This is a genomic window from Clostridium sp. LIBA-8841 (assembly GCF_034439435.1).
Taxonomy (GTDB): domain Bacteria; phylum Bacillota; class Clostridia; order Clostridiales; family Clostridiaceae; genus Sarcina.
The window spans coordinates 390,455-411,122 of record NZ_JAPCKJ010000001.1; the positions used below are offsets into that span (position 1 = coordinate 390,455).

A 20,668-nucleotide genomic window follows, 5' to 3' on the forward strand; every position below is an offset into this window, starting at 1 on the left:
TTTCCCACACTCTTTATACCAATATATTACAATAAGAAATTTTTAACAACAGAAAAATTCAATTATTTACATAAGATTCTTTATGTAGTATGTTATAGTTATAAATATAAACTAAGGAGCTTAGTATTATGGAAACACTAAATGAATTACTAAATTTAGATTTAAATAAATCTAGTATTTTTGATATAACTGAAGAACACTTAATATTATTAAAGACAGAAGATTTTTACACTCAAAATAACTTCTATTTTTATCTTTACAATAAACTTCTTTCTATTGATACTTCTAAAAAGAAAGAATTAGCTTATTGTAACTACCTTATCTCTTATTATTTATTCATAGTAATGACTCCTTTATACTACGAGGAATTAGCTTTTTATCATGGAAAAAAAGCATTTGAATTAGAAAATTCAATTAGATATATGGAATGGCTATTATTATTTGGAACTTTAGAAAAGCCTCTATTGACTTATGAAATATGCTCTAATCTTGCAAAGCAAATTTTAAAAGAAAATCCTGAGTCTACTTTAGCTAATTTTTTTCTTATGTAAAGCAAAAGCACAGAATGCCTACTTTTAAGGACACTCTGTGCTTTTTAATCGTTATCTTCTATCTGACCGTTAAATCCTTTTATTTAAATAGTATATCTCCAAAGAAATATCCTGCAAAAATAAACCCTAAATTCCAAAGAAATATACCTGGAGTAGAATATATTAAAAACTTTCCAAAACTCATTCTTACAGAACCAGCTATTATGGATACTATGGTTCTAAGTACTGGGATTAATCTACATAGAAAAATTCCAAAACTTCCTCTTTCTCTTAAAATTAATCCAGTCTTATTTATAGTAGACTGTGTTTTTGGATATTTTTTAGCCATTTTATCAAGCAAAACTGCTCCCCCATAATATCCTATAGAATATAATACTATACTACCAAGTACCCCAGCCACTACTGAAATAAAAACTATTAAAATTAAACTTTCATTATTCCTAACTGCTATAATTCCAGCCGCCGACATTATTACACCTGCTGGCAATCCTGGTAAATTTAAATATTCTAAAAATACTATTATAAATAATAAAGTTAATCCATACATTGCAAAATAATCTAGAACAGTTTGTATGCTCATAAATCCTCCCCAAACCTTTAGTTAAATATAATTAACTATATTTTATCCTAAATAAATTAATAACACACTTTCAAATAAAATGATTTAATATAAACTTAGGATAAATTGTAATCTTATTTGAGAATTAAGTACATTTTTAATATCAAAATTAATTTACTTAATCCCTATGTACTATTTATAAATTTCTAATAAGTTTGCTTAAAGTTCTAAATTTAATATTTGACCATGAAAGATTAACTTAGTAATGTACCTCCAAAGAAATAGCCTACAACAATACCACTTAAATTCCAACAGAATATTCCTGGAATTGAGAAAAGCACAAACTTAAAACAATCCATTTTTATAGATCCTGCAATAGCTGAAACAAGAGTTCTCACAATAGGTATTAATCTACAAATAAATATGCCTATAAAATCATGTTTTTCCAATATATCCTGTGTTCTTTCTATTGGCTTTTTGGTCTTTGGAAATCTCTTTTCTATTTTCTCCAAAAGAGGCGATCCCACATAATAACCAACAGTATATAAAGCTATGCTACCTACTAAACCTGCTATTAAGGAAATAAATATTACAAGAAACAAACCTTTATGAGCTCGTCCTGCCATAATTCCAGCTGCTGGCATTACTATTCCTGGTGGTATTCCTGGTATAGAATATTCTCCAACAACTATTATAAATAATACTATTAACCCATAAATGTGTATATAGTGCATAACAACTTGCATGTCCATAAATTGCACCAACCCTTTCTATTAAATTATTTAAACATCTGTAAAAAAGCTAACACAATGTAATATAGTATATAGTAACACATTTATTGGTAATTTTCTATCTATCATAATTTGCTTTTATACTAAAAAAGTGCATGAATCTAAGAATATTCTTAGTCTTCATACACTTCTTAATACACATTAATTGCTAAGTTTCATACTTTTAATTTCTTTTAATGAAAGTCCTGTTTTCTCTGCAATAACTTCATCATCTAAAAGTCCAATAAGATTTCTAGCTATATTTTGTCTTTCATAAGCCACAGCTTCATTTACTAAGCCCTTTTGTTTTAATTCAGCTGTTGAATTTAATAATGAATATTCATCATAAAAGTCTAAATAAGAATAATGTTCTCCATCAATATCCCATCCTAAGATAGAATCAACACTTACATTTTGAGCTGCTCTAAATATTGATTTATCTACTCCATCAAACTTTTCCTTAAACTCTTCTATCATATCCTTAATTTCAAAACGCTTATTACCAATCTTCTTAGCAGCAACCATACATGCACAGTTTAATGGCCATATTCCAGCTCTTTGTATCCATCTTTTTATATATTTTTCTTCTATATAATATAATGGTCTTATAAGCTCTATTCCCTCAAAGTTTGCAGCTTTAAGTTTTGGAAGCATTGTTTTAAAGTTACCTGCATATAAAACATTAAGCATTGTTGTTTCTATAACATCATTAAAATGATGTCCTAAAGCTAATTTATTACATCCAAGCTCCTTTGCCTTTCCGTATAATGACCCTCTTCTCATTCTTGCACACATGTAACATGGATAGTCTTTAGCTATATTATCTACAACTTGGAATATTCCTGATTCATATATATGTACTGGTATATCTAAGTATTTGCAATTATCCTCAAGCAGCTCTCTAATTTGAGGATGATATCCTGGATCCATTGCTAAAAAAACAAGTTCAAAATTTATTTGCCCATGCTTCTTAAGCTCTTGAAATAGTTTTGCCATTATTAAAGAATCTTTTCCTCCAGAGATGGCAATTGCTATTTTATCTCCTTCTTCAACTAATTTGTAGTCCTTTATAGCTTTTATAAACTTTGACCAAACTTGTTTTCTATATGTTTTAACTAAACTTCTCTCTATTTCAGCTAAAGGTCTTCTCTCATTAAATGGCACTAAAATCTCGCATCCTTCTCCTGCTACACCACTCATTTAAATCACCTCACAATATAAAACTCTTTTGTTATTATAACAATTTTATTTCTTTTTGTCTTTATAAAATAATAGTTAATTAAAAGGGAACCAACTATAAAAAATTAAAAGCTATATAAAAACTTCTTAAATTAGGTCTACATTAAAATAATAAGACTTATAGAAAGATCTACATAAGCTTTAAAATTTAAAACTATTACGTAGATTTATAAGTTTTATTTTAAGTTTATTTAATATAGCTAATTTGTTTTTATATAGCTAAAAACTATCTTGTTATTATATTTAATTTTCCAAAATACTTCTTTCTTATAAAGTTGAATAAAGGAACTCCTATAATTGTTATTACAACAAATTCTCCTAAAGCAACCTGGCCCATTGATAAAACTAATGGTAATCCATAAACATAATTAAGCATCCACCCAATTATAAGACCATTAAATATAGTTGGCCAAATTGAAGCAATCCAAAGAGCCTTCTTTCCTTTTATATACTTTCCAGTTAGATATATAGCCCAAACACTTATAAATGTTGCAAATGTTCCTAAAACCACATCAACTGTACCATTAGGACCTAAAATATTTGCTATGAAACATCCTAAAGTTAATCCAATTATATAATCTGAATTATAAAAAGCTAAAAGTACCATTATCTCTGATACCCTAAATTGAACTCCTGAATAACTTATTGGAGCTAAGGCTATTGTTAATGTTGCATATAATGCAGCAATAAGTGCTGATGTAACTATTCTTTTTATATTTTTATCTGTCATACTTCCTCCTTAAAACATCATTTTTGAAAGACTCCTAACTAAGATGTTTTAAGAAAAATAATAATTCACAAAGAAAAAATTTATTTCCTCTAAATATGAGAAATAAACTCTAATATTCTTGAAAATAATTATAAATAAAAAACCGTAGAAAAAGTTTCTACGGTTTAAAGCATGCAAATAGATATTACATAAAAAAATTTACATAATTATACTTAAAACACCGTAGTTTTATTTAAAGACAGGAGGCTTCCGAACTGTCTATATCCTATTTTCTAAGTCATTATATACTATATGTATAAAAAAATCAACATATCATTTAATAACTATTTAGCACTCTCACTGTGTAATTTTACATCAAGCTTTTCTCCATTAGATGTAATTGTTATATCTCCATCTCTAAATGTTTCATAAACTGTAACTCCTGCCTTTTTAAGATTGCTCATAGTTTCTTTATGTGGATGACCGTATTTATTATCTTTTCCACAAGAAACTATAGATATACTAGGATTAACAGCCTTTAAAAATGGTTCACTAGTTGATGAGTGAGATCCATGGTGTCCTAGTTTAAGAACATCTGCTTTTAAATCTTTATGCTCATTTAATACTTCTTGTTCTACAAGGGCTTCTGCATCACCTGTAAACATAAATGAATTCTTACCATAAGATATCTTCATTACTGGTGAATAGTTGTTTAATTCCTCATAATCTGTTTTTACAGGAGAATAAACTTCTACCTTTGTATTCTTCCCTAAATCTATGTTAGTTCCTTCTTTTATTGGTTTTATTTTTAAACCTTCATTCTTAACTGCCTTTAACATATTTTCATAGGTTTTTGTTGTGTGAGCTACCTTAGGAGCATAAAAATCTTTAACATCAAAGTTTTCTAATACCTCATCCATTCCTCCTATGTGGTCCTCATGTGGATGAGTCGCTATTGCTATATCAATAGTCTTTATTCCTCTGTTTTTTAAATCCTTAACTAAGTCTTCTGCTCCCGCATTTGTTCCTGCATCTATAAGCATATTTTTTCCATTAACCTGAATTAATTCACTATCTCCTTGTCCAACATTTAAATATGTAACACTCATACCATTCCCTTGAACTTGAGAAGTCTTTGCACTTTTATTACTATTTTGCGCTCCACATCCTGCAAAGCTCAAAACTGTAATTGTACTTATTATTGCTAATACCTTTTTAAACATTTCTCCTCCAAAACAATTTTATATATTCTTTATAATATTAACATATTTTTAATCTTTATTGTGTTTTTTCTTAATTTTAATAACTATTTTATGTATAATATCCTCTTCTAAATTTAATAAAAATATAATATAATTAAGGTATAGTCAGCAAATATATAATTATAAAAAAGAAGCATAGATTTTTATATCTAAGCTTCTTTTTCCCTATTTATAGGAATAAGCATTTTCAAAACAAATTTATCCTCTAAATGTTCAATGCTTATTTCTCCATCATATTTTTCTAAAGCTAATCTTATATTTTTAAGCCCTATTCCATGCAAAAATTTATCTTTTTTATCTGTTAAAAATTTCCCATTTAATACTTGAACTTTATTAGTCTTTGAATTTTCAATCTTAACAACATAAAAATTATTTATATATGTTCCTTTAATATATATATATCTTCTTTCATAATCTCTTATCTTTTTACAAGCTTCTATAGCATTATCGATACAATTAGAAAAAATAGTACATATATCAAAATATTCAATAAAGTTAACCTTTGAAAAATCTATAAATACTTTTAAATCAATTTTATTTTTAATACAAGAATCTCTTTTATTATTTAATATTACATCTAAAACCTCATTTCCTGTATTAAATCCAATATTAAGCTTATCAATTTCTAATTTAATGCTATCTATATATTTTTTTCTAATTTCTGAGTCCTTATTATTTCCTTCAATACAAGAAATATGATTTTTCATATCATGATAAAGCCTCTTTACCTTTTCTTGATTATCTCTCAAATTAGAATAATATTCATATTCCATTTCCAATTTATTTTTTATAAATTCATTTTCTAACTTTAACTTATTATTTTTAATTATTTTGCTAACAATAAACATTAAAGACATATTAGATAACAAAATCAGTATGGCAATAAAAAATATAGAAATATCATCTCCTAAATTCTCATTTCCACCACTAAAGGCATATCCAAAAATAACTAATATCATTATTATATTTGTTGCTATAGGTGTAAGCATATATAAAAAATCGCCTTTACCAATATCCACATGAAGCTTTAAATACTTAACAATAATAATTAAAGATATCAAAATAACCTTAGATAATATCATTGTTTCAAGTCTATAAAAATTTCTGTTTAAAAGTTCAGAAACACTACTTAAATCATTTATCTTAACCACAAAGGATATAGACAAAGCCTCTACTGTAAGCATAAACAACCAAAATATTAAAGACACCATAATACATTTTATATTGTTAACCTTAAAATTTCTCTTATAAAATACTAGACCTAAAAAAAAGCATATTATTATTCGCTCATTAGGATATACATTTATAAATTTCAAACCAATAGAAAAAATTATTATTATTATAAATGAGAAAATCCCATATTTAGTACTTCTCTTTTTTTCACTAAATTGACTTATAAGAATATAAAAACTTAACCACTCTATAAGTATAGAAACAGTCTCCATCAAATCCCAAGTTATATTGTTCATCAGCATATTAAGTCTCCTAAAATACTAGTTAATCTCAGCTTTAAGTTCTTCATTCTATGCTTACTTACAGGTAGATTAAATTCATTTATTATAAGAGAGTCTTTTTGAAGCTCCTCTATTTTTGATAAATTAACAATATAGCTTGTATGACATCTAAAAAAACCAATATTTTTTAGTTCTTTTTCTAATTTGTTCATACTAGTCTTTACTATATATTCCTGGGAGTTAGTATGTATAATCACCTTTCTATCAAAGGTTTCAAGAAACAATATCTCTTCAATCCTAAGCTTAAGCATACTTCCCTTATCTTTTATTGTTATATATGTATCTCTTTTTTTAATAATACTCTCTACACAAGCAGTTACTTGCTCTTTTAATTCTATAAGCTTAACTGGTTTTATCAAATACCTGAAAGCCCTTACTTCATATCCTTTTTGAACATAATCCCATAAAGCTGTTATAAATATAATCTCAACCTTATCGTCATATTCCCTAACTTTTCTAGCTGTTTCCATTCCAGTTAATTTTCCCATTTGAATATCTAAAAAAAGTATGTCCAACTTTTCTGGATATGATTTCAATAAATCTTCTCCACTTTCAAAAGCTATTATTTTATAATCAATACCTATTTCATCTAAAACTTTACTTAAATTATTTTTTAGTTCTTCTCTTTGCAAGGAATTATCTTCACATAATGCAATAGTAAACATGTCTAATAATCTCCTTTTACCTTATTGTACACTCGTAATTTTATCATATTTTTCTATACATTGGTGAAAATTCTAAGTCATTTTTTAAATATTTAATAAAACTAAACAAGACCTAGAAAAACCAGGTCTTATTAACATTAATCCATTTTAATATACTTTGCAGTAAACCATGCAGTCTTATATCCATAACCAGCAAAGTAGGTAGCCAAAGCATATCCATTTTCTGTTTTATGAACATAAAGGCGTTCATTATTTTTAACATATCCCATTTTACTTGATGTTTGCGCTGGATTATATCTAGCATCTAATTCTGTAACTATATTTATAGATGTTGCATTAGTATCTATTTTCAAATATTTTTGATTAGCACTAACCCATACTTTTGAAGACTCTACTCCACTAGAATCTTTCCAGTAAGTCACTGGTAAATAGTCCTTTTTATCACATACTTCAGGCAAAATCCTAATTCTCTCTCCAGCAAATATTTCTCCTAAATCTCTATAATTAGTACTTGGGTTATCCCTTGGATCTAAAGCAACTATTGCTTTTGCATTAGTTATTTTTAAAAACTTATCTTTTGAAGAGTCATTTATAGAAGGCGGAGTCTCACCACCATTATTTTCTGAATCAGATCCACTATCATTACCTATACTATTTCCATCTATAGCTTCTGCAATTAATTTTCCTATAAAATCTGGTCCTTTTTCCTTATATATTCTAACATCTTCAGTTGCTTCACAAAAACAAACTTCTACTATAACTGCTGGCATTGATGTTTTTCTTAATTCATATAGCTTAGAATTAACTTTAACCCCTCTATTCTTAAATCCAGTTTCACTAGAAACTTTATTAACTATTTTTTTTGCATATTCTTCTGCTTTTCCTCCAGTGCCATAAATCCAAGTACCTGTTCCCAAGGCACCTTCATAAATATCATAAGCCTTATCAAAGTGTATTGATATAAATAAATTTACATTATTATCTTCTGCCTTTTGTACTCCTAAATATAAATCTGTATTAACATCACAATCTCCTGGAGTTACATCAATAACATTATGACCTAGTTGATTCAAATACTTAATTACAGCCTTATAAACCTTTCTGTTCTCAGTTGTTTCATCAATTATACCACTTGCACCCTTTGCTTGAAAATTATGTCCACCTCTTACTGCTATTTTCATAAGAAATTACCTCCTGAAAAATATTTTCTTCTCATTATATAAATATTTTCAAATAGTAATTTCAGTTCCAATATTCTAAAATTTTCTTTAATTTATGTTATTTTATCTGTATTTTCCAACTTTTTCTTCCATAGTAACTCCATCTTTTTTATAATCTATTTTTACTATAGATATAACTCTTCCTGCCCCTTCTTTAAGACATATCTCTTGAGATTTCTTTACTATTTCTAATAATTCATCAATATTTCCTTCCATAGTTGTTTCCATAGGTCCAACCTCATATTTGACACCAGTTGATTCTATATACTCAATAACCTTATCAACAACTTCATAAAGTCTTTCTTCTTTTACCGATGGGATTATTTGCAAACTAACATTACAAGTCATCATTTTAATTCACTCCTCATATTAAAATTTCACATTATACATTTTATACATTAAAATTATCATGTAATAACCAAAATAGGTTTACATAATTCTATATAATTACATTTTATCATAAATCCTATTTCAGTTTTAATTCTTTCTATTTTTATTGATTAAAAATATCTAAGTTAAAATCATCAGATAAGTATTGTAGCATTCTCTCTTCCGCTCTACTATTTCCTTTATTAGCAAAATAGCTTCTGTTCTTGCTAGGTCTAAGACTGTTATTTCTATAAAACACTGCTTGTAAAAAGATTTCTAGTTAAAACAAAAAGACAGGCTAAAAAGCCTGTCTCTTTATCGTAGTTAATTTAATATATAAACGTCTAAGTTTCTAACGCCCCAGTTAGATGCCTCTGCTTCTGTATTAAAGAAAAGGTCTATCTTATTTCCTTTTATAGCACCACCTGTATCAGCCGCAATAGCATAACCATAACCTTCTACATATAGCTTTGTTCCTAAAGGTATAACATTAGGATCCACAGCAATTGTACTGTATCCATTTGGATCTCTAAGAACATGCATTCCTGATGCTGTATATGCTTCTGCTGAGCCTGCTGGATGATTATAAGCTGTAGAGGTAACACTTAGTTTTTTCTTAAAGTTTATACTTTCTCCCCCTCTACTTAGGGTTTGAGCCTCTTGCGTACCTTTTACAACCTCTTTATTTACAGGTTCCTTAACAACTAATTCCTGTACAACGTTATTACTTACTTCTTTTCCATTCTCATAAACAAGTTCGCGAGTTACTTTTTTCTCGCCATTTTGTCCACTGCTTAATGTTTCTGTATATGTTTGTGGCTTAGATTCATCCTTTTTAACTTCTGTTGTAAATTCTATAGGTTGAACTTCTGTAACTTTCTTTACATCAACATTTACCACTTCAACATTCATTCCATCTTTTAGACTCTCATCTTTGCTTGGTAGTATCTTATCATTATCATCAAAAGGTATTCCTTCTGATTTTAACATATCCTCTACATTATCTTCCGCACTAACAATCTCTTTTTCACCATCTGCTGTCTTTACTTTTACATTAACAGCCTCACTTATAATGATTGTTTCATTTCTTGATATTTTACTTTCTAATGAAGGTGTTACTTTGTCTTGAGGTGCTACTGTTATTCCATTATCGTGTAAAGCCCCTTGTACTGTACCTTTGTAGGTAACAATCTCCGTTTTCTCTCCATTAACTACTACGTTAAGAGTTTTTCTCATTGAAAATACTATTAGCCCTCCAGCTAGCACTAACCCCGTCAGTCCTATAGCTAAAGTCTTATTTCTATTTTCCCTTGAAAATAACTTTTTAATGTTTACCATATTATCTCCTCCTTCTGGCAAATAAAAGTTTTACGCTTCCATGCGAAAGTTATACGCTTTTCTGTATGTCAGAAGGGATTTTACACTTTTTAAGTAAAATACCTTTTTCATTGTAACCCATTTGTAATAATTAATCAAATGACCTATTTTACTCATATTCGTACTATTTCTATAAATTCTTAGGTGTATTAGCTAAAAAGCAAGTTTAACTCCATAAATGCTCCCTTATGCTTCGCATAACTATAAATAATGCATAGTTTTATGCTATTAATTAAAAATTCAGACAATTCTCTATCTTTATTTTAGAGGTATTTTTGGAAAAATATAAACTAGATTCTATTAAAATCCTAAATAAAAATAAAGGATAAAACAATGAAGTTTTTATCCTTTATTTTACTTACTTTAATAAAATCTAGTTTAATTATTCTTTTTCATTCATTAAACCTAATTTATCAAATAACATAAATGATAAGCTTAAAATCATAGCAACTATTGTTGCTAATCCCATTCCTTTAATTTCTACTGCACCAAACCTTACTGCAATATTACTTAATCCAACTATCATTACTACTGATGTTAGTATTAAGTTTCTTGATTTTGAATAATCAACCTTTTCTTCTATAAATGTTCTTAATCCAGATGTAGCTATAGTACCGAATAGAAGTAAACTTACGCCTCCTATTACTGGTGTTGGAATACTTCTTATAAGAGCTGACAAAGTTCCTGAAAATCCTAATAATAAAGAAAGTGCTCCGGCACCGCATATTACGTAAGAACTATAAACCTTTGTTAATGCCATAACTCCAATATTCTCACCATAAGTTGTTGTAGGTACCGAACCAAAAAATCCAGATATCATTGTTGATAATCCATCTCCTAAAAGAGATTTATTAAGTCCCGGATCCTTAGATAAATCCTTACCAACAATACTACTTGTTACTACTAAATGGCCAACATGCTCTGCAACTACTACAAAGGTTGCTGGTAAAATTGTTAATATTGCATTTAAACTTGGTTTAGCTATATGTATTTGAGGTAGGACGAAAAGGCTTGCCTCTTTTACTGGCGTAAAATCTACTAATCCTAAGAAGCAACTAACTACGTACCCCGTAACTATACCTATTAATATAGGTATTACTTTTAAAAATCCTTTTAATAATACTGAAGATAAGATTACAGTTATTATTGTAATCATTGAAACTAGTACCCATGTTTGATTTAAAGTTGGTGAGTTAGATAAACCTACTGGGAAGCCAGCCATATCTGCAGCTGTTGGAGCTAACTCCAACCCTATTATTGTTACTATAGATCCCATAGCTGCTGGTGGAAATAACTTTCTAATCCAACCAGTTCCTACAAAGCCTACAATAATAGCTATAGTAGCAAACAATAAACCTGAAACTACAAACCCACTTTGTACTTCAGTAAATGAATATCCTTCTCCCATTAAAAGTAATACTGGTGATATAAATGCAAAACTTGATCCTAAGTATGCTGGAATCTTTCTCTTTGTTATAAATGCATATAATAATGTTCCTATTCCATTAAAGAATAAAACCGTTGCAGGATCAATATTTAAAAGAATTGGTACTAAGACTGATGATCCAAACATTGCAAATAAATGTTGGACACTTAAAGGAATTGCTTTTTTTAGAGGTACTTTATCCTCTACTCCTATGACTTCTAGTAGTTCTACCTCTTTATTTTGTGCAGCATCTGCCATGTTATTTCTCCTCCCTTTTCTAGACTCTCAGGTCTAAATTAAAAGTTTATATAAAATATAGCATACCGTTCATAATAATTCAATATTTTTTTGTCGTATTTTATGATATAATAAGTATTCATGTACATAAAACTATTTTTGTGCATTAACAAATTATTAAAATTAGAAAAAGAAAGGACAGAACTTAATGATTACAGTAAATAATGTAAGCTTAAGATTTGGTGGAAGAAAACTTTTTGAAGATGTTAACTTAAAGTTTACTCCTGGAAATTGTTACGGAGTTATCGGTGCAAATGGTGCTGGTAAATCTACATTTTTAAAAATATTAGCTGGCGAAATAGAACCTAATACAGGAGAAGTTTCAATCCCTGCTAAGACAAGAGTTTCAGTTTTAAAACAGGATCACTATAAATATGATGAATGTGAAGTTTTAAAAACAGTTATAATGGGAAATCCAAGATTATTTGAAATAATGGAAGAAAAAGATGCTTTATATGCTAAGCCAGATTTTTCTGATGAAGATGGAATAAAAGCTGCAGAACTTGAGGCAGAATTTGCTGATTTAGATGGATGGGAAGCAGAATCAGAAGCTTCTTCATTACTTCAAGGTTTAGGAATCGGTACTGAGCTTCACTATAACACTGTTGGTGATCTTAAAGGTGATGAAAAAGTTAAGGTTCTTTTAGCTCAGGCTTTATTTGGTAAGCCAGATGTACTTATACTTGACGAGCCTACAAACCACTTAGATATAAAAGCTATTACATGGCTTGAAAACTTCTTAGGAAACTTTGAAGGAACAGTTATAGTTGTATCCCATGATAGACATTTCTTAAACATGGTTTGTACACAAATATGTGACGTTGACTTTGGAAAAATCAAATTATATGTTGGTAACTATGATTTCTGGTATGAATCAAGTCAACTTGCTCTTCAAATGGCAAAAGATCAAAATAAGAAAAAAGAAGATAAGATTAAAGAACTTCAAAACTTCATTGCTAGATTCAGTGCTAATGCTTCTAAATCTAAGCAAGCAACTTCTCGTAAAAAGTTATTAGATAAGATAACTTTAGATGATATTCAACCTTCAAGTAGAAAATATCCATTTGTTGGTTTTAAACCTGAAAGAGAAGTTGGAAATGACATATTAGAAGTTAATGGAATCTCAAAAACTGTTGATGGAGTTAAACTTTTAGATAACGTAAGCTTCAGAGTTAATAAAGACGATAAGATTGCTTTCGTTGGAAATGAAAGATCAATAACAACTTTATTCAAGATTATAAACGGAGAAATGGAACCAGATTCAGGAGATTATAAATGGGGTGTAACTATTTCAAATGCATACTTCCCTAAAGATAATACTGAATTCTTTGATGGTTGTGAATTAAGTCTAGTTGATTGGCTTAGACAATTCTCTGATGAAAAATCTGAATCTTACTTAAGAGGATTTTTAGGAAGAATGTTATTCTCAGGTGAAGAAGCTCTTAAACAAGCTTCTGTGTTATCAGGGGGAGAAAAAGTTAGATGTATGCTTTCTAAGTTAATGCTTAGCTCAGCTAACGTTTTAACATTAGATCAACCTACTAACCACTTAGATCTTGAATCAATAACAGCAGTAAACAATGGTTTAGATGACTATAAGAGTGTATTATTATTCGCTTGTCACGACCACCAATTCGTTCAAACTATAGCAAACAGAATCATAGAATTAACTCCAGAAGGAATTAAATTCGATAAATCTTGCTCATATGATGAATATTTAGAAACTAAATAATAAAAAAGCACTAGTTTTTCTAGTGCTTTTTTTATTGGATATATTTTGAACTGAGCCCTAAACATTAGCATCACTTATAGTTTTAAACTCATATCCTTCTTCTTTATAAAATTTTATTATTTCAGGTAATGCTTTTACGGTTTTTTCTTTACCAAAAGTATCATGCATAAGTAGAACTACTTGATTCTTTCCCTTTGATGTCTTTTTAACATAATCAATCATTTCCTGTGGAGTATATGGTTTTCCTTCAGCATCTCCATTTAAAGCATTCCAATCTACACTTACAATTCTATTCTTTTCTAAGTTATTATTTAAGTCCTGTAAGTTTCTATCTTTATAATATACTCTACTATTATATCCTCCTGGCATTCTTAGAACATTTGTATCAAATTCAACTCCAAGAACTTCTCTCATTAATTCATTTGTCTTTTTAAACTCATCCATGAAATAATTAACATCTGTTATATTGCCAGGATAAAGACGTTTAAAATTATGACTATAACTATGGTTAGCTATGGCATGCCCCTCTTCAATTGCTCTTTTCAAACTTTCCTTTGGCGCTTGTCCAGACTCTAGTCTTGAACCTAGCATAAAGAAAGTTCCTTTAACATCTTCACTTTTTAGAATATCTAAAACCTGTTCTGTAAGCGGACTAGGTCCATCATCAAAAGTAAGAAATACATACTTCTCATCTCCTTCATAAGAACCATCTACCATTTTACTTACATCTTTTACATTAACAGCATAGTTTTTACCATCAAAAGTAACGTTTCTACCTGGAACAATATCAGTTAGTTCATATTTAGGAAGCTCAACTGTGGATTCTTCCGTTTCTATCTCTTTATTTTCCTCTTCTTTAATTTCATCTCCTGTATTTCCCTTAGCTATTTCTGTTTTTCCATTTAAAGCAATTCTTGTCCCTAAAAAGACCAAGACAGCTATAGTGATCAAAACTACTCCAATTCTTCTTCGTATATATTTTCTTTTTAAAGCCTTACTTTTTCTTTTGCTGAAAACTTCCTTACTCATATTACCTCCAAAACACAACTTAATTCTATTTAATTATACAAATTTCTTCCTTTTTAAATGGTGAAATTTCTATTACAGAACGGTGTTATTTTATGTACTTTTAATTAATTCTTTATATAAACTTTTTAAATAACAAAATAAATTTCTTTATACCAATAGTATATTCAAAATACGCTTTTATATTATTTTATAAAAAAAAATTAACTCTACTCTTTTAGCTTTTTTCATACAAATAATAAATTAAAAGAATAGAGTCAAATTTTAATTTTTTATAAGATTAATTTAATATTTTATGTGATATAAATTGAACTTCATAGCTATTTATTAAACCATCTAAATTCAAATCAGCCTTTAAACTTACGGCATTACTTTCATCTACTTCTCCTTGATATTTAGATGCTATTGCTAAATCTCCTAAATCAACTTTTCCATTTTCGTTTATATCTCCAGTATTTTCACTTATCAATCTATTATTAAATAGCTCTAAAGCATTTTTTAAGGAGATTATTGAAGAGAGCACCTCTTCTAAATCCTTTGAAGTATTGTAAATATCATAACAACTATTTATAGTCTCTAAAAGTATATCCTTACTTCCTTTGTGATAATTTCCAACTTCGATTCCTTCTACAGCATTTTGAATCTTATTATTCCCTTCATTAATTAGAAGTTTTAATTCCTCTTTAGCTTTTTTTATGTCTGATTTTTCTCCAAATACCTTTAATTCAAAGAAGGATGCCCATATATTACTAGCAGGCAAACTATTAACTTGAAGTTTTACATATCTAACATTATCTTCTGATAATAAAACTTCACTTAATTGTTCTGCCACTAAGTTATTATTATTGTCAAAAACAGTTCTCCATTCCTCACCATCTTCTGATACTAATATAGAGAATCCATAGGCAGCTTCTTTTTCCCATTTAATACTTACTCCATCAATATTATAAACATCTTCTAAATCAACCTGCCACCACTGATTAGAATTTCCATTTGATGCACACCATCTTGTATTTTCATCTCCATCATTTCCTTTATTTGCTTCTCTTCCTAATTCATAAGAGCTTGCAGTAGCTGGTTTATTTAAAACTAAATTATTCGCGACAACTTTTAAAGTAGATACAATTTCTTGTAAATCATCCTCTCCATATAAATCACTTATAATCTTAATATCTTTAGCTTTAATATCCGTAGAATTAATTTTTTTATTTGCAGTAAACTTTACTTCTAAAATATTTCCCTTTCCATTAAAAGCTTTATTTTCACTTGGAATTTCAAGTTTTACAAAAACTTCTCCTGGATTTCTTTCTTCAAAGGAAACTACTTCAAAACCATTTACCCCAACTAACTTATTAGATAAAGATAAAACTTCACTATCATAAGTTAATAATAACTCTAAGCTTCTCATATCAATAGCTTTATCAACTGATATTTTATAAGAAAACTCTTCTCCAATTTCTACAGAACTCTTAGTTTCTGAAACTAACATTGTATCTGGTTTTGGTGGTTCCTCTCCACTTATTAACTTTCTAACTATACTTTCTAAAGCTTCTTTGGCCTCATTAACCTCTTCTCCAAAATCCACACCATCACCTAATCTGTATCCTCTATCTAAATCACCTAAAATTTTATCTATTTCTACTTCCCATTCTGGGTGCTCTTTTAATATATATCTTATCTTTTCATTATCTTGAATTCCTTCTCTAAATCTTTCAAATCTTACTGAACTTCTCTCTGGATAAACAATAAAGCAGTCTCCTGATTCAAATCTTGTATGATCTGTTGTTTCTAAAGGATTTTCAACCCAATTATCAAAAGACCATCTTAAAAATCCATCAATATCAGTTTTAGCAGAATACCATCCAACCCAAGCACTTTCTGTTGGATTTGAATAAGTAAAGAAATTTGGATAATCTCCAGTAGCTAAATACAAAGTTGTATTTTGTCCCTTTTCTCTTCTTTCTCTAGCAAAGTTAGCAAATTCCTCTTCATTATGAATTTCTCTTACTGCCACTGACATATCATCAACTTTATCTGATATTTGCTCTACATTTCCATAATCCATAGCACCTGATATTTTAAGAGGAGTATCTTTTAAAAGTTCAAAAACTGGATTCATAACATTGGCTGGTCTTTCATCCATAGCTATATAAGTTATATCCTCCCATCCTTTTGATTCAAGATGAGCTACAAAAGCATCTATGAATTGTCCCCAATAAGAATTCCAAGTTGAGCTTCCAGGTGTTAATATCTCAAATACTTCCTTTCCTTGTGCTTCATCATAATATGATACTCTATTAGCCCAAGGCACCATGCTATAACAATTTATTTGATCATCTATTCCAATTTCCATACAAAGCTCTACATACTTATCAAAATCATCAAAATTAAATTCAAAAGTTCCATTGGATTTTTTATTCCACTTAATCATAGAATCATAAGGATCATAAGTTTGACCATTCCAAGGATCTTTAACAATGGTAGTTGTTATAACCTTTTGCCCAGCATCCTTTAACCTTGCTAGGTGAGGTTTTAAATAATTTATGTGTTCTTCTGACCATAAAGGAACATTAAAATACCTAGCTACTGAATATGGATTTTGCCACATATCTAGATGGAATGTCCAGTCCTCTGGTACAGGTAATGTCATATCTAAAATCTCTAAGTTAACATTAAAAATAACTTCCTCCCCAGATTCTGCTTTGGCTTTTATTGTCCCTTTATAATTTCCTTCCTCAGAACTTTCAGGAATTTTCAATGAAAACCATAAAGGTTGAACACTTCTTCTCTCAATAAGCTCCTCTTCATTTATATCTACTATATCTGGTATTAACTTATTATCCGCTCTTACATATTCAATAAAATTGATTTCAGAATTAGTAGAATCTATAGTATAGCCATTTTCCTTTACAAAATCAGAAACTTCTAATTTTACTCCCCTCATTTCAGCAAATTCAGTCCATAAAACTAGTTGAGAATTTAATTTTTCACCTTTCCAAGAAGTAATATTTAACTCTTTATTTGAACTCTCAGTGATTATACTTTCATAATCTTCTTTAAAATAATGTTTGTCCTTACTTCCAACAAAGCCATTCAAGCTCTTTTCTACCTGAGAATCTATATAGTTAATTACCGGATTCCAATGTGTATTATCCTGAGCTATATTTCCATCTATTCCATTTACCTCAAAATAAATTAAATCTCCTTCTTTTAAAGTCAACATTAAATCTAAATTATATCCACTAATATCATTATAATTTAACTTTTGCCACTCTTCATTTTCTGGCCAAACTCTATTTTCATTTTGCATTACTCTAAGATTTACTCCATTACCACCTGATAATATTTTTCTAACATTTCCACTTACTAATACATCTCCATCTCGAGGTGCTTTAAAAGCTAAAACTGTATTTTGATTTGTTCCTGGATGCATTGATGAAGGTTTATAAATTCTACTCCATTCATGGGTTCCTTGCCATACTCCTCCATCTAAAGTAGCATTATAAGTCATATCTCTATATTCTCCATTAGAGAACTCTTTGTAATACCAGTTATTTTCTCCTTGATTAACTGAAAATCCCTTAGAAAACGCATAAATATTTTGAATCTTATTAGGATCTAAAATAATATTGGAATTATTGGCTAATACTCCTTCGGATAAAGTAACATCACAATCTGTTCCATTTTCATCACTTATATGTCCTCCATTTAATCTTATGTTAGGAGCATTATCTAAATCTTCACTATTATCCCCTGATGAAACTATATATTTAAAACGAAGTGTGTCACTTCCTGTTCCACTTATATAATCAGCCAATCCATCTGATTCTTTTCCTACATTAAGTGCTATTTGAGGATTACCTTTTACATAAACCTCTTTATCAAATTTAACTTCAAGCTCAATAGCATCTCCAACACCATAAACTCCATCCTTAGTTACCGCCTTAATATCCAAAACTTTAGATCCTACTCTATTCTCAACTATTTCATCAATTTCATTTAAAGTTAATCTTAAGCTTTTTATATATGGCTTATTGTAATCTTCTTCCCAATAGCCATAAGAAGTTAAAATATAAGTACCATCATTTAAAACTTCATTACCTGCATAACCACAATCTCCAGACTTAACAGAAGGAGTAAAATCTTCCATGAGTCTTATTCTATATTGTCCTTCCCTATTATGAACTAAGTCATCATAAGTACCTACCCAAGCAACCCAATCTCCAGCTACCCAATCATTATTATCTCCCGTTCCATTTGGATCTCTTATTATTTCTCTAAAAGTTATTAATAATCTTCCTGATATAGGATCATAAGTTGCCTGATGTCTTTCTCCCATCAAAGCTCCTTGAAGTTCTACAGGCTCTGTCCATGTTTCCCCTTCATCATTAGAAAAAGCAATCATAGAATTATGCTTCTTAGCTTGTGATCTAGCTATTAAAGCTAATTGATTTCCATCTGGAGATCTTAAAACCTCGATTTCACAAAGCTGAGCAGCTTTTTCTATGGAATTATGCTCTTCTAAAAGCCTAACAGGCTCTGTCCAAACTTCTTCTCCATTTTCATCAAAACTTAAATAAGTTTTCCAGTTATTATAACTAAAATCATGGAATATTCCCATCCACTTATTGTCAAACTCTCCATTTTCATCTTTAAGCTGAGTTAGACTAGCGTGTGCAACTATACCAGCATATTTTCCTGTAGGAAAATGATCTTCAAATTCACTCCATGTTTCTCCATCATCCTCTGAATATGCAGTTCTAAATCCTCCTTCTGGACTTCTTGGAACTCCAGATATCATTTGAATTCTAGTAGTTCCATCTGGTTTATTTATTTTATATATAACAGGAGTTTCTTCACTTTTATTCCAGCTCACTGGAGTCTCTAATCTATCACTCCAAGTTAAACCTGCATCTTCACTTTTTTTAAGAACCACTGGTCCCACACCATGCCCCTTTGGGTAAACAGCATACATGGTTTCTTCATCATCCATCAAGACGGTTGACGGATGTCCTAAATAAACACCCTCCTCTTTATCAACTAAAACCTGTCTTTCTATATCCTTTGATAAGTCAACAAAAGGAATATCATATCCAATCTTAACTTCTTGTTTGCTTAATTCTTTTACCTCTTCTAAATTTAAATATTTATCATATATATCTAAATAGTCTATATCCCCTTCAAAATACCATTCTCCTGAATTATTACTATCTAAATTTCTTCCAATATTCATAGAGTTAAGCTCAGTAACCATACTAACGTTGACTGGACTTTGTGATGAGCCAACTTCATTTCCATCAACATAAATCTTTACTCCAGAATCTCCTAAAGTCATAACTCCTGTATGCCAAGAATTATCACCATATCGCTCCGTAGATTTTATATTGCATAAAAAATTATTATTCTCTCTTATATGAGCATTTAATTTACCATCTGTTAAGGTTAATGCTAATTCACTTGAATGATCCTTTGAATCTGATACACTAAATAAGGTTCTAGCACCACTATTTGAACCAGTCTTAAATTTAACTACAACTGTCATTTCTTTTAAATTTTCAACCTTATCTATATCTTCACTTATATCTACATATTCTTTTTCAGAACTTAAAAAGTTTTCTTTAACCGAATAGCTTAAAATATAATTATTATTTTCTCCCTCTACTGATTCTAAAGGCATATTCTTAGAATCCACATCAATAGTACTTGCTAAAACACTAGTTGAAAATAAGTTCACTGCAAAGATGATTCCTAAATACTTACTTATTTTCTTTAAATTTTTTCTTACCCCCATCTATATCCTCCTAAATTTCTAATTTCTTTTTAAAGCAAATAAAATACGACTCCTCCTCTCCTATTTAAAATCAAATAAATATTTTACTAAATTCTCTTATCTTCAAATTTATGTATACGTTTAATTTTTTTCTTTATGCTATTTTTGAAATATGAAAATTA

At 29.1% G+C, this 20,668-nt stretch carries 14 protein-coding genes and 1 pseudogene; 2 read left to right on the forward strand and 13 right to left on the reverse strand.

Going from position 1 to position 20,668, the window contains the following annotated elements; genetic code table 11:
• The first annotated feature begins 128 nt into the window (after window positions 1-128).
• Window positions 129-551 carry a hypothetical protein gene (locus OIF33_RS01580; protein ID WP_322502474.1) on the forward strand — a complete coding sequence of 141 codons (423 nt, stop codon included), beginning with the start codon at window positions 129-131 and terminating at the stop codon, window positions 549-551.
• 79 nt (window positions 552-630) lie between these two features.
• Here OIF33_RS01580 and OIF33_RS01585 read toward each other — a convergent pair whose 3' ends face one another.
• The 11 genes and pseudogenes from OIF33_RS01585 to uraA all read right to left on the reverse strand — a co-directional run bounded on the left by OIF33_RS01585 (window position 631) and on the right by uraA (window position 11,919).
• A complete protein-coding gene (locus tag OIF33_RS01585; RefSeq protein WP_322502475.1) occupies window positions 631-1,131 on the reverse strand; it encodes a DedA family protein in 501 nt (166 codons plus the stop codon).
• A gap of 233 nt (window positions 1,132-1,364) precedes the next feature.
• A complete protein-coding gene (locus OIF33_RS01590; RefSeq protein ID WP_416173344.1) occupies window positions 1,365-1,862 on the reverse strand; it encodes a DedA family protein in 498 nt (165 codons plus the stop codon).
• Window positions 1,863-2,219: 357 nt separating this feature from the next.
• Window positions 2,220-3,080, reverse strand: a pseudogene (locus OIF33_RS01595) (tRNA 2-thiocytidine biosynthesis TtcA family protein); the annotation flags it as partial.
• Window positions 3,081-3,345: 265 nt separating this feature from the next.
• A complete protein-coding gene (locus OIF33_RS01600) occupies window positions 3,346-3,849 on the reverse strand; it encodes a QueT transporter family protein (protein ID WP_322502476.1) in 504 nt (167 codons plus the stop codon).
• Between the two features lie 323 nt (window positions 3,850-4,172).
• Window positions 4,173-5,051: a ComEC/Rec2 family competence protein gene (locus OIF33_RS01605; RefSeq protein ID WP_322502477.1), complete on the reverse strand. Its 879-nt coding sequence runs from the start codon at window positions 5,049-5,051 to the stop codon at window positions 4,173-4,175.
• Window positions 5,052-5,239: 188 nt separating this feature from the next.
• The gene (locus OIF33_RS01610) at window positions 5,240-6,565 is read right to left on the reverse strand and encodes an ATP-binding protein (RefSeq protein WP_322502478.1); all 1,326 of its coding nucleotides are present in this window, start codon (window positions 6,563-6,565) and stop codon (window positions 5,240-5,242) included.
• Window positions 6,559-7,269, reverse strand: a complete 711-nt coding sequence (locus OIF33_RS01615; protein ID WP_322502479.1) for a LytTR family DNA-binding domain-containing protein — start codon at window positions 7,267-7,269, stop codon at window positions 6,559-6,561. Before OIF33_RS01615 ends, OIF33_RS01610 begins: the two co-directional genes overlap by 7 nt.
• A gap of 137 nt (window positions 7,270-7,406) precedes the next feature.
• Window positions 7,407-8,450, reverse strand: a complete 1,044-nt coding sequence (locus OIF33_RS01620) for an N-acetylmuramoyl-L-alanine amidase (protein ID WP_322502480.1) — start codon at window positions 8,448-8,450, stop codon at window positions 7,407-7,409.
• Between the two features lie 102 nt (window positions 8,451-8,552).
• Complete coding sequence (locus OIF33_RS01625) at window positions 8,553-8,840, reverse strand: MTH1187 family thiamine-binding protein (protein ID WP_322502481.1); 288 nt, start codon at window positions 8,838-8,840, stop codon at window positions 8,553-8,555.
• Between the two features lie 342 nt (window positions 8,841-9,182).
• Window positions 9,183-10,196: a 3D domain-containing protein gene (locus tag OIF33_RS01630; protein WP_322502482.1), complete on the reverse strand. Its 1,014-nt coding sequence runs from the start codon at window positions 10,194-10,196 to the stop codon at window positions 9,183-9,185.
• 421 nt (window positions 10,197-10,617) lie between these two features.
• On the reverse strand, window positions 10,618-11,919 hold the full coding sequence (uraA, locus tag OIF33_RS01635; protein ID WP_322502483.1) for a uracil permease: 1,302 nt from the start codon (window positions 11,917-11,919) through the stop codon (window positions 10,618-10,620).
• A 187-nt stretch (window positions 11,920-12,106) separates the two neighbouring features.
• Between uraA and OIF33_RS01640 the strand changes: the two genes are divergently transcribed.
• Window positions 12,107-13,690, forward strand: a complete 1,584-nt coding sequence (locus OIF33_RS01640; protein ID WP_322502484.1) for an ABC-F family ATP-binding cassette domain-containing protein — start codon at window positions 12,107-12,109, stop codon at window positions 13,688-13,690.
• A 57-nt stretch (window positions 13,691-13,747) separates the two neighbouring features.
• Here the strand turns inward: OIF33_RS01640 and OIF33_RS01645 are convergent, their stop codons facing one another.
• Together OIF33_RS01645 and OIF33_RS01650 are read right to left on the reverse strand one after the other, a co-directional pair.
• A complete protein-coding gene (locus OIF33_RS01645) occupies window positions 13,748-14,719 on the reverse strand; it encodes a polysaccharide deacetylase family protein (protein WP_322502485.1) in 972 nt (323 codons plus the stop codon).
• A 277-nt stretch (window positions 14,720-14,996) separates the two neighbouring features.
• On the reverse strand, window positions 14,997-20,507 hold the full coding sequence (locus OIF33_RS01650; protein ID WP_322502486.1) for a glycoside hydrolase domain-containing protein: 5,511 nt from the start codon (window positions 20,505-20,507) through the stop codon (window positions 14,997-14,999).
• Window positions 20,508-20,668 lie beyond the last annotated feature (161 nt).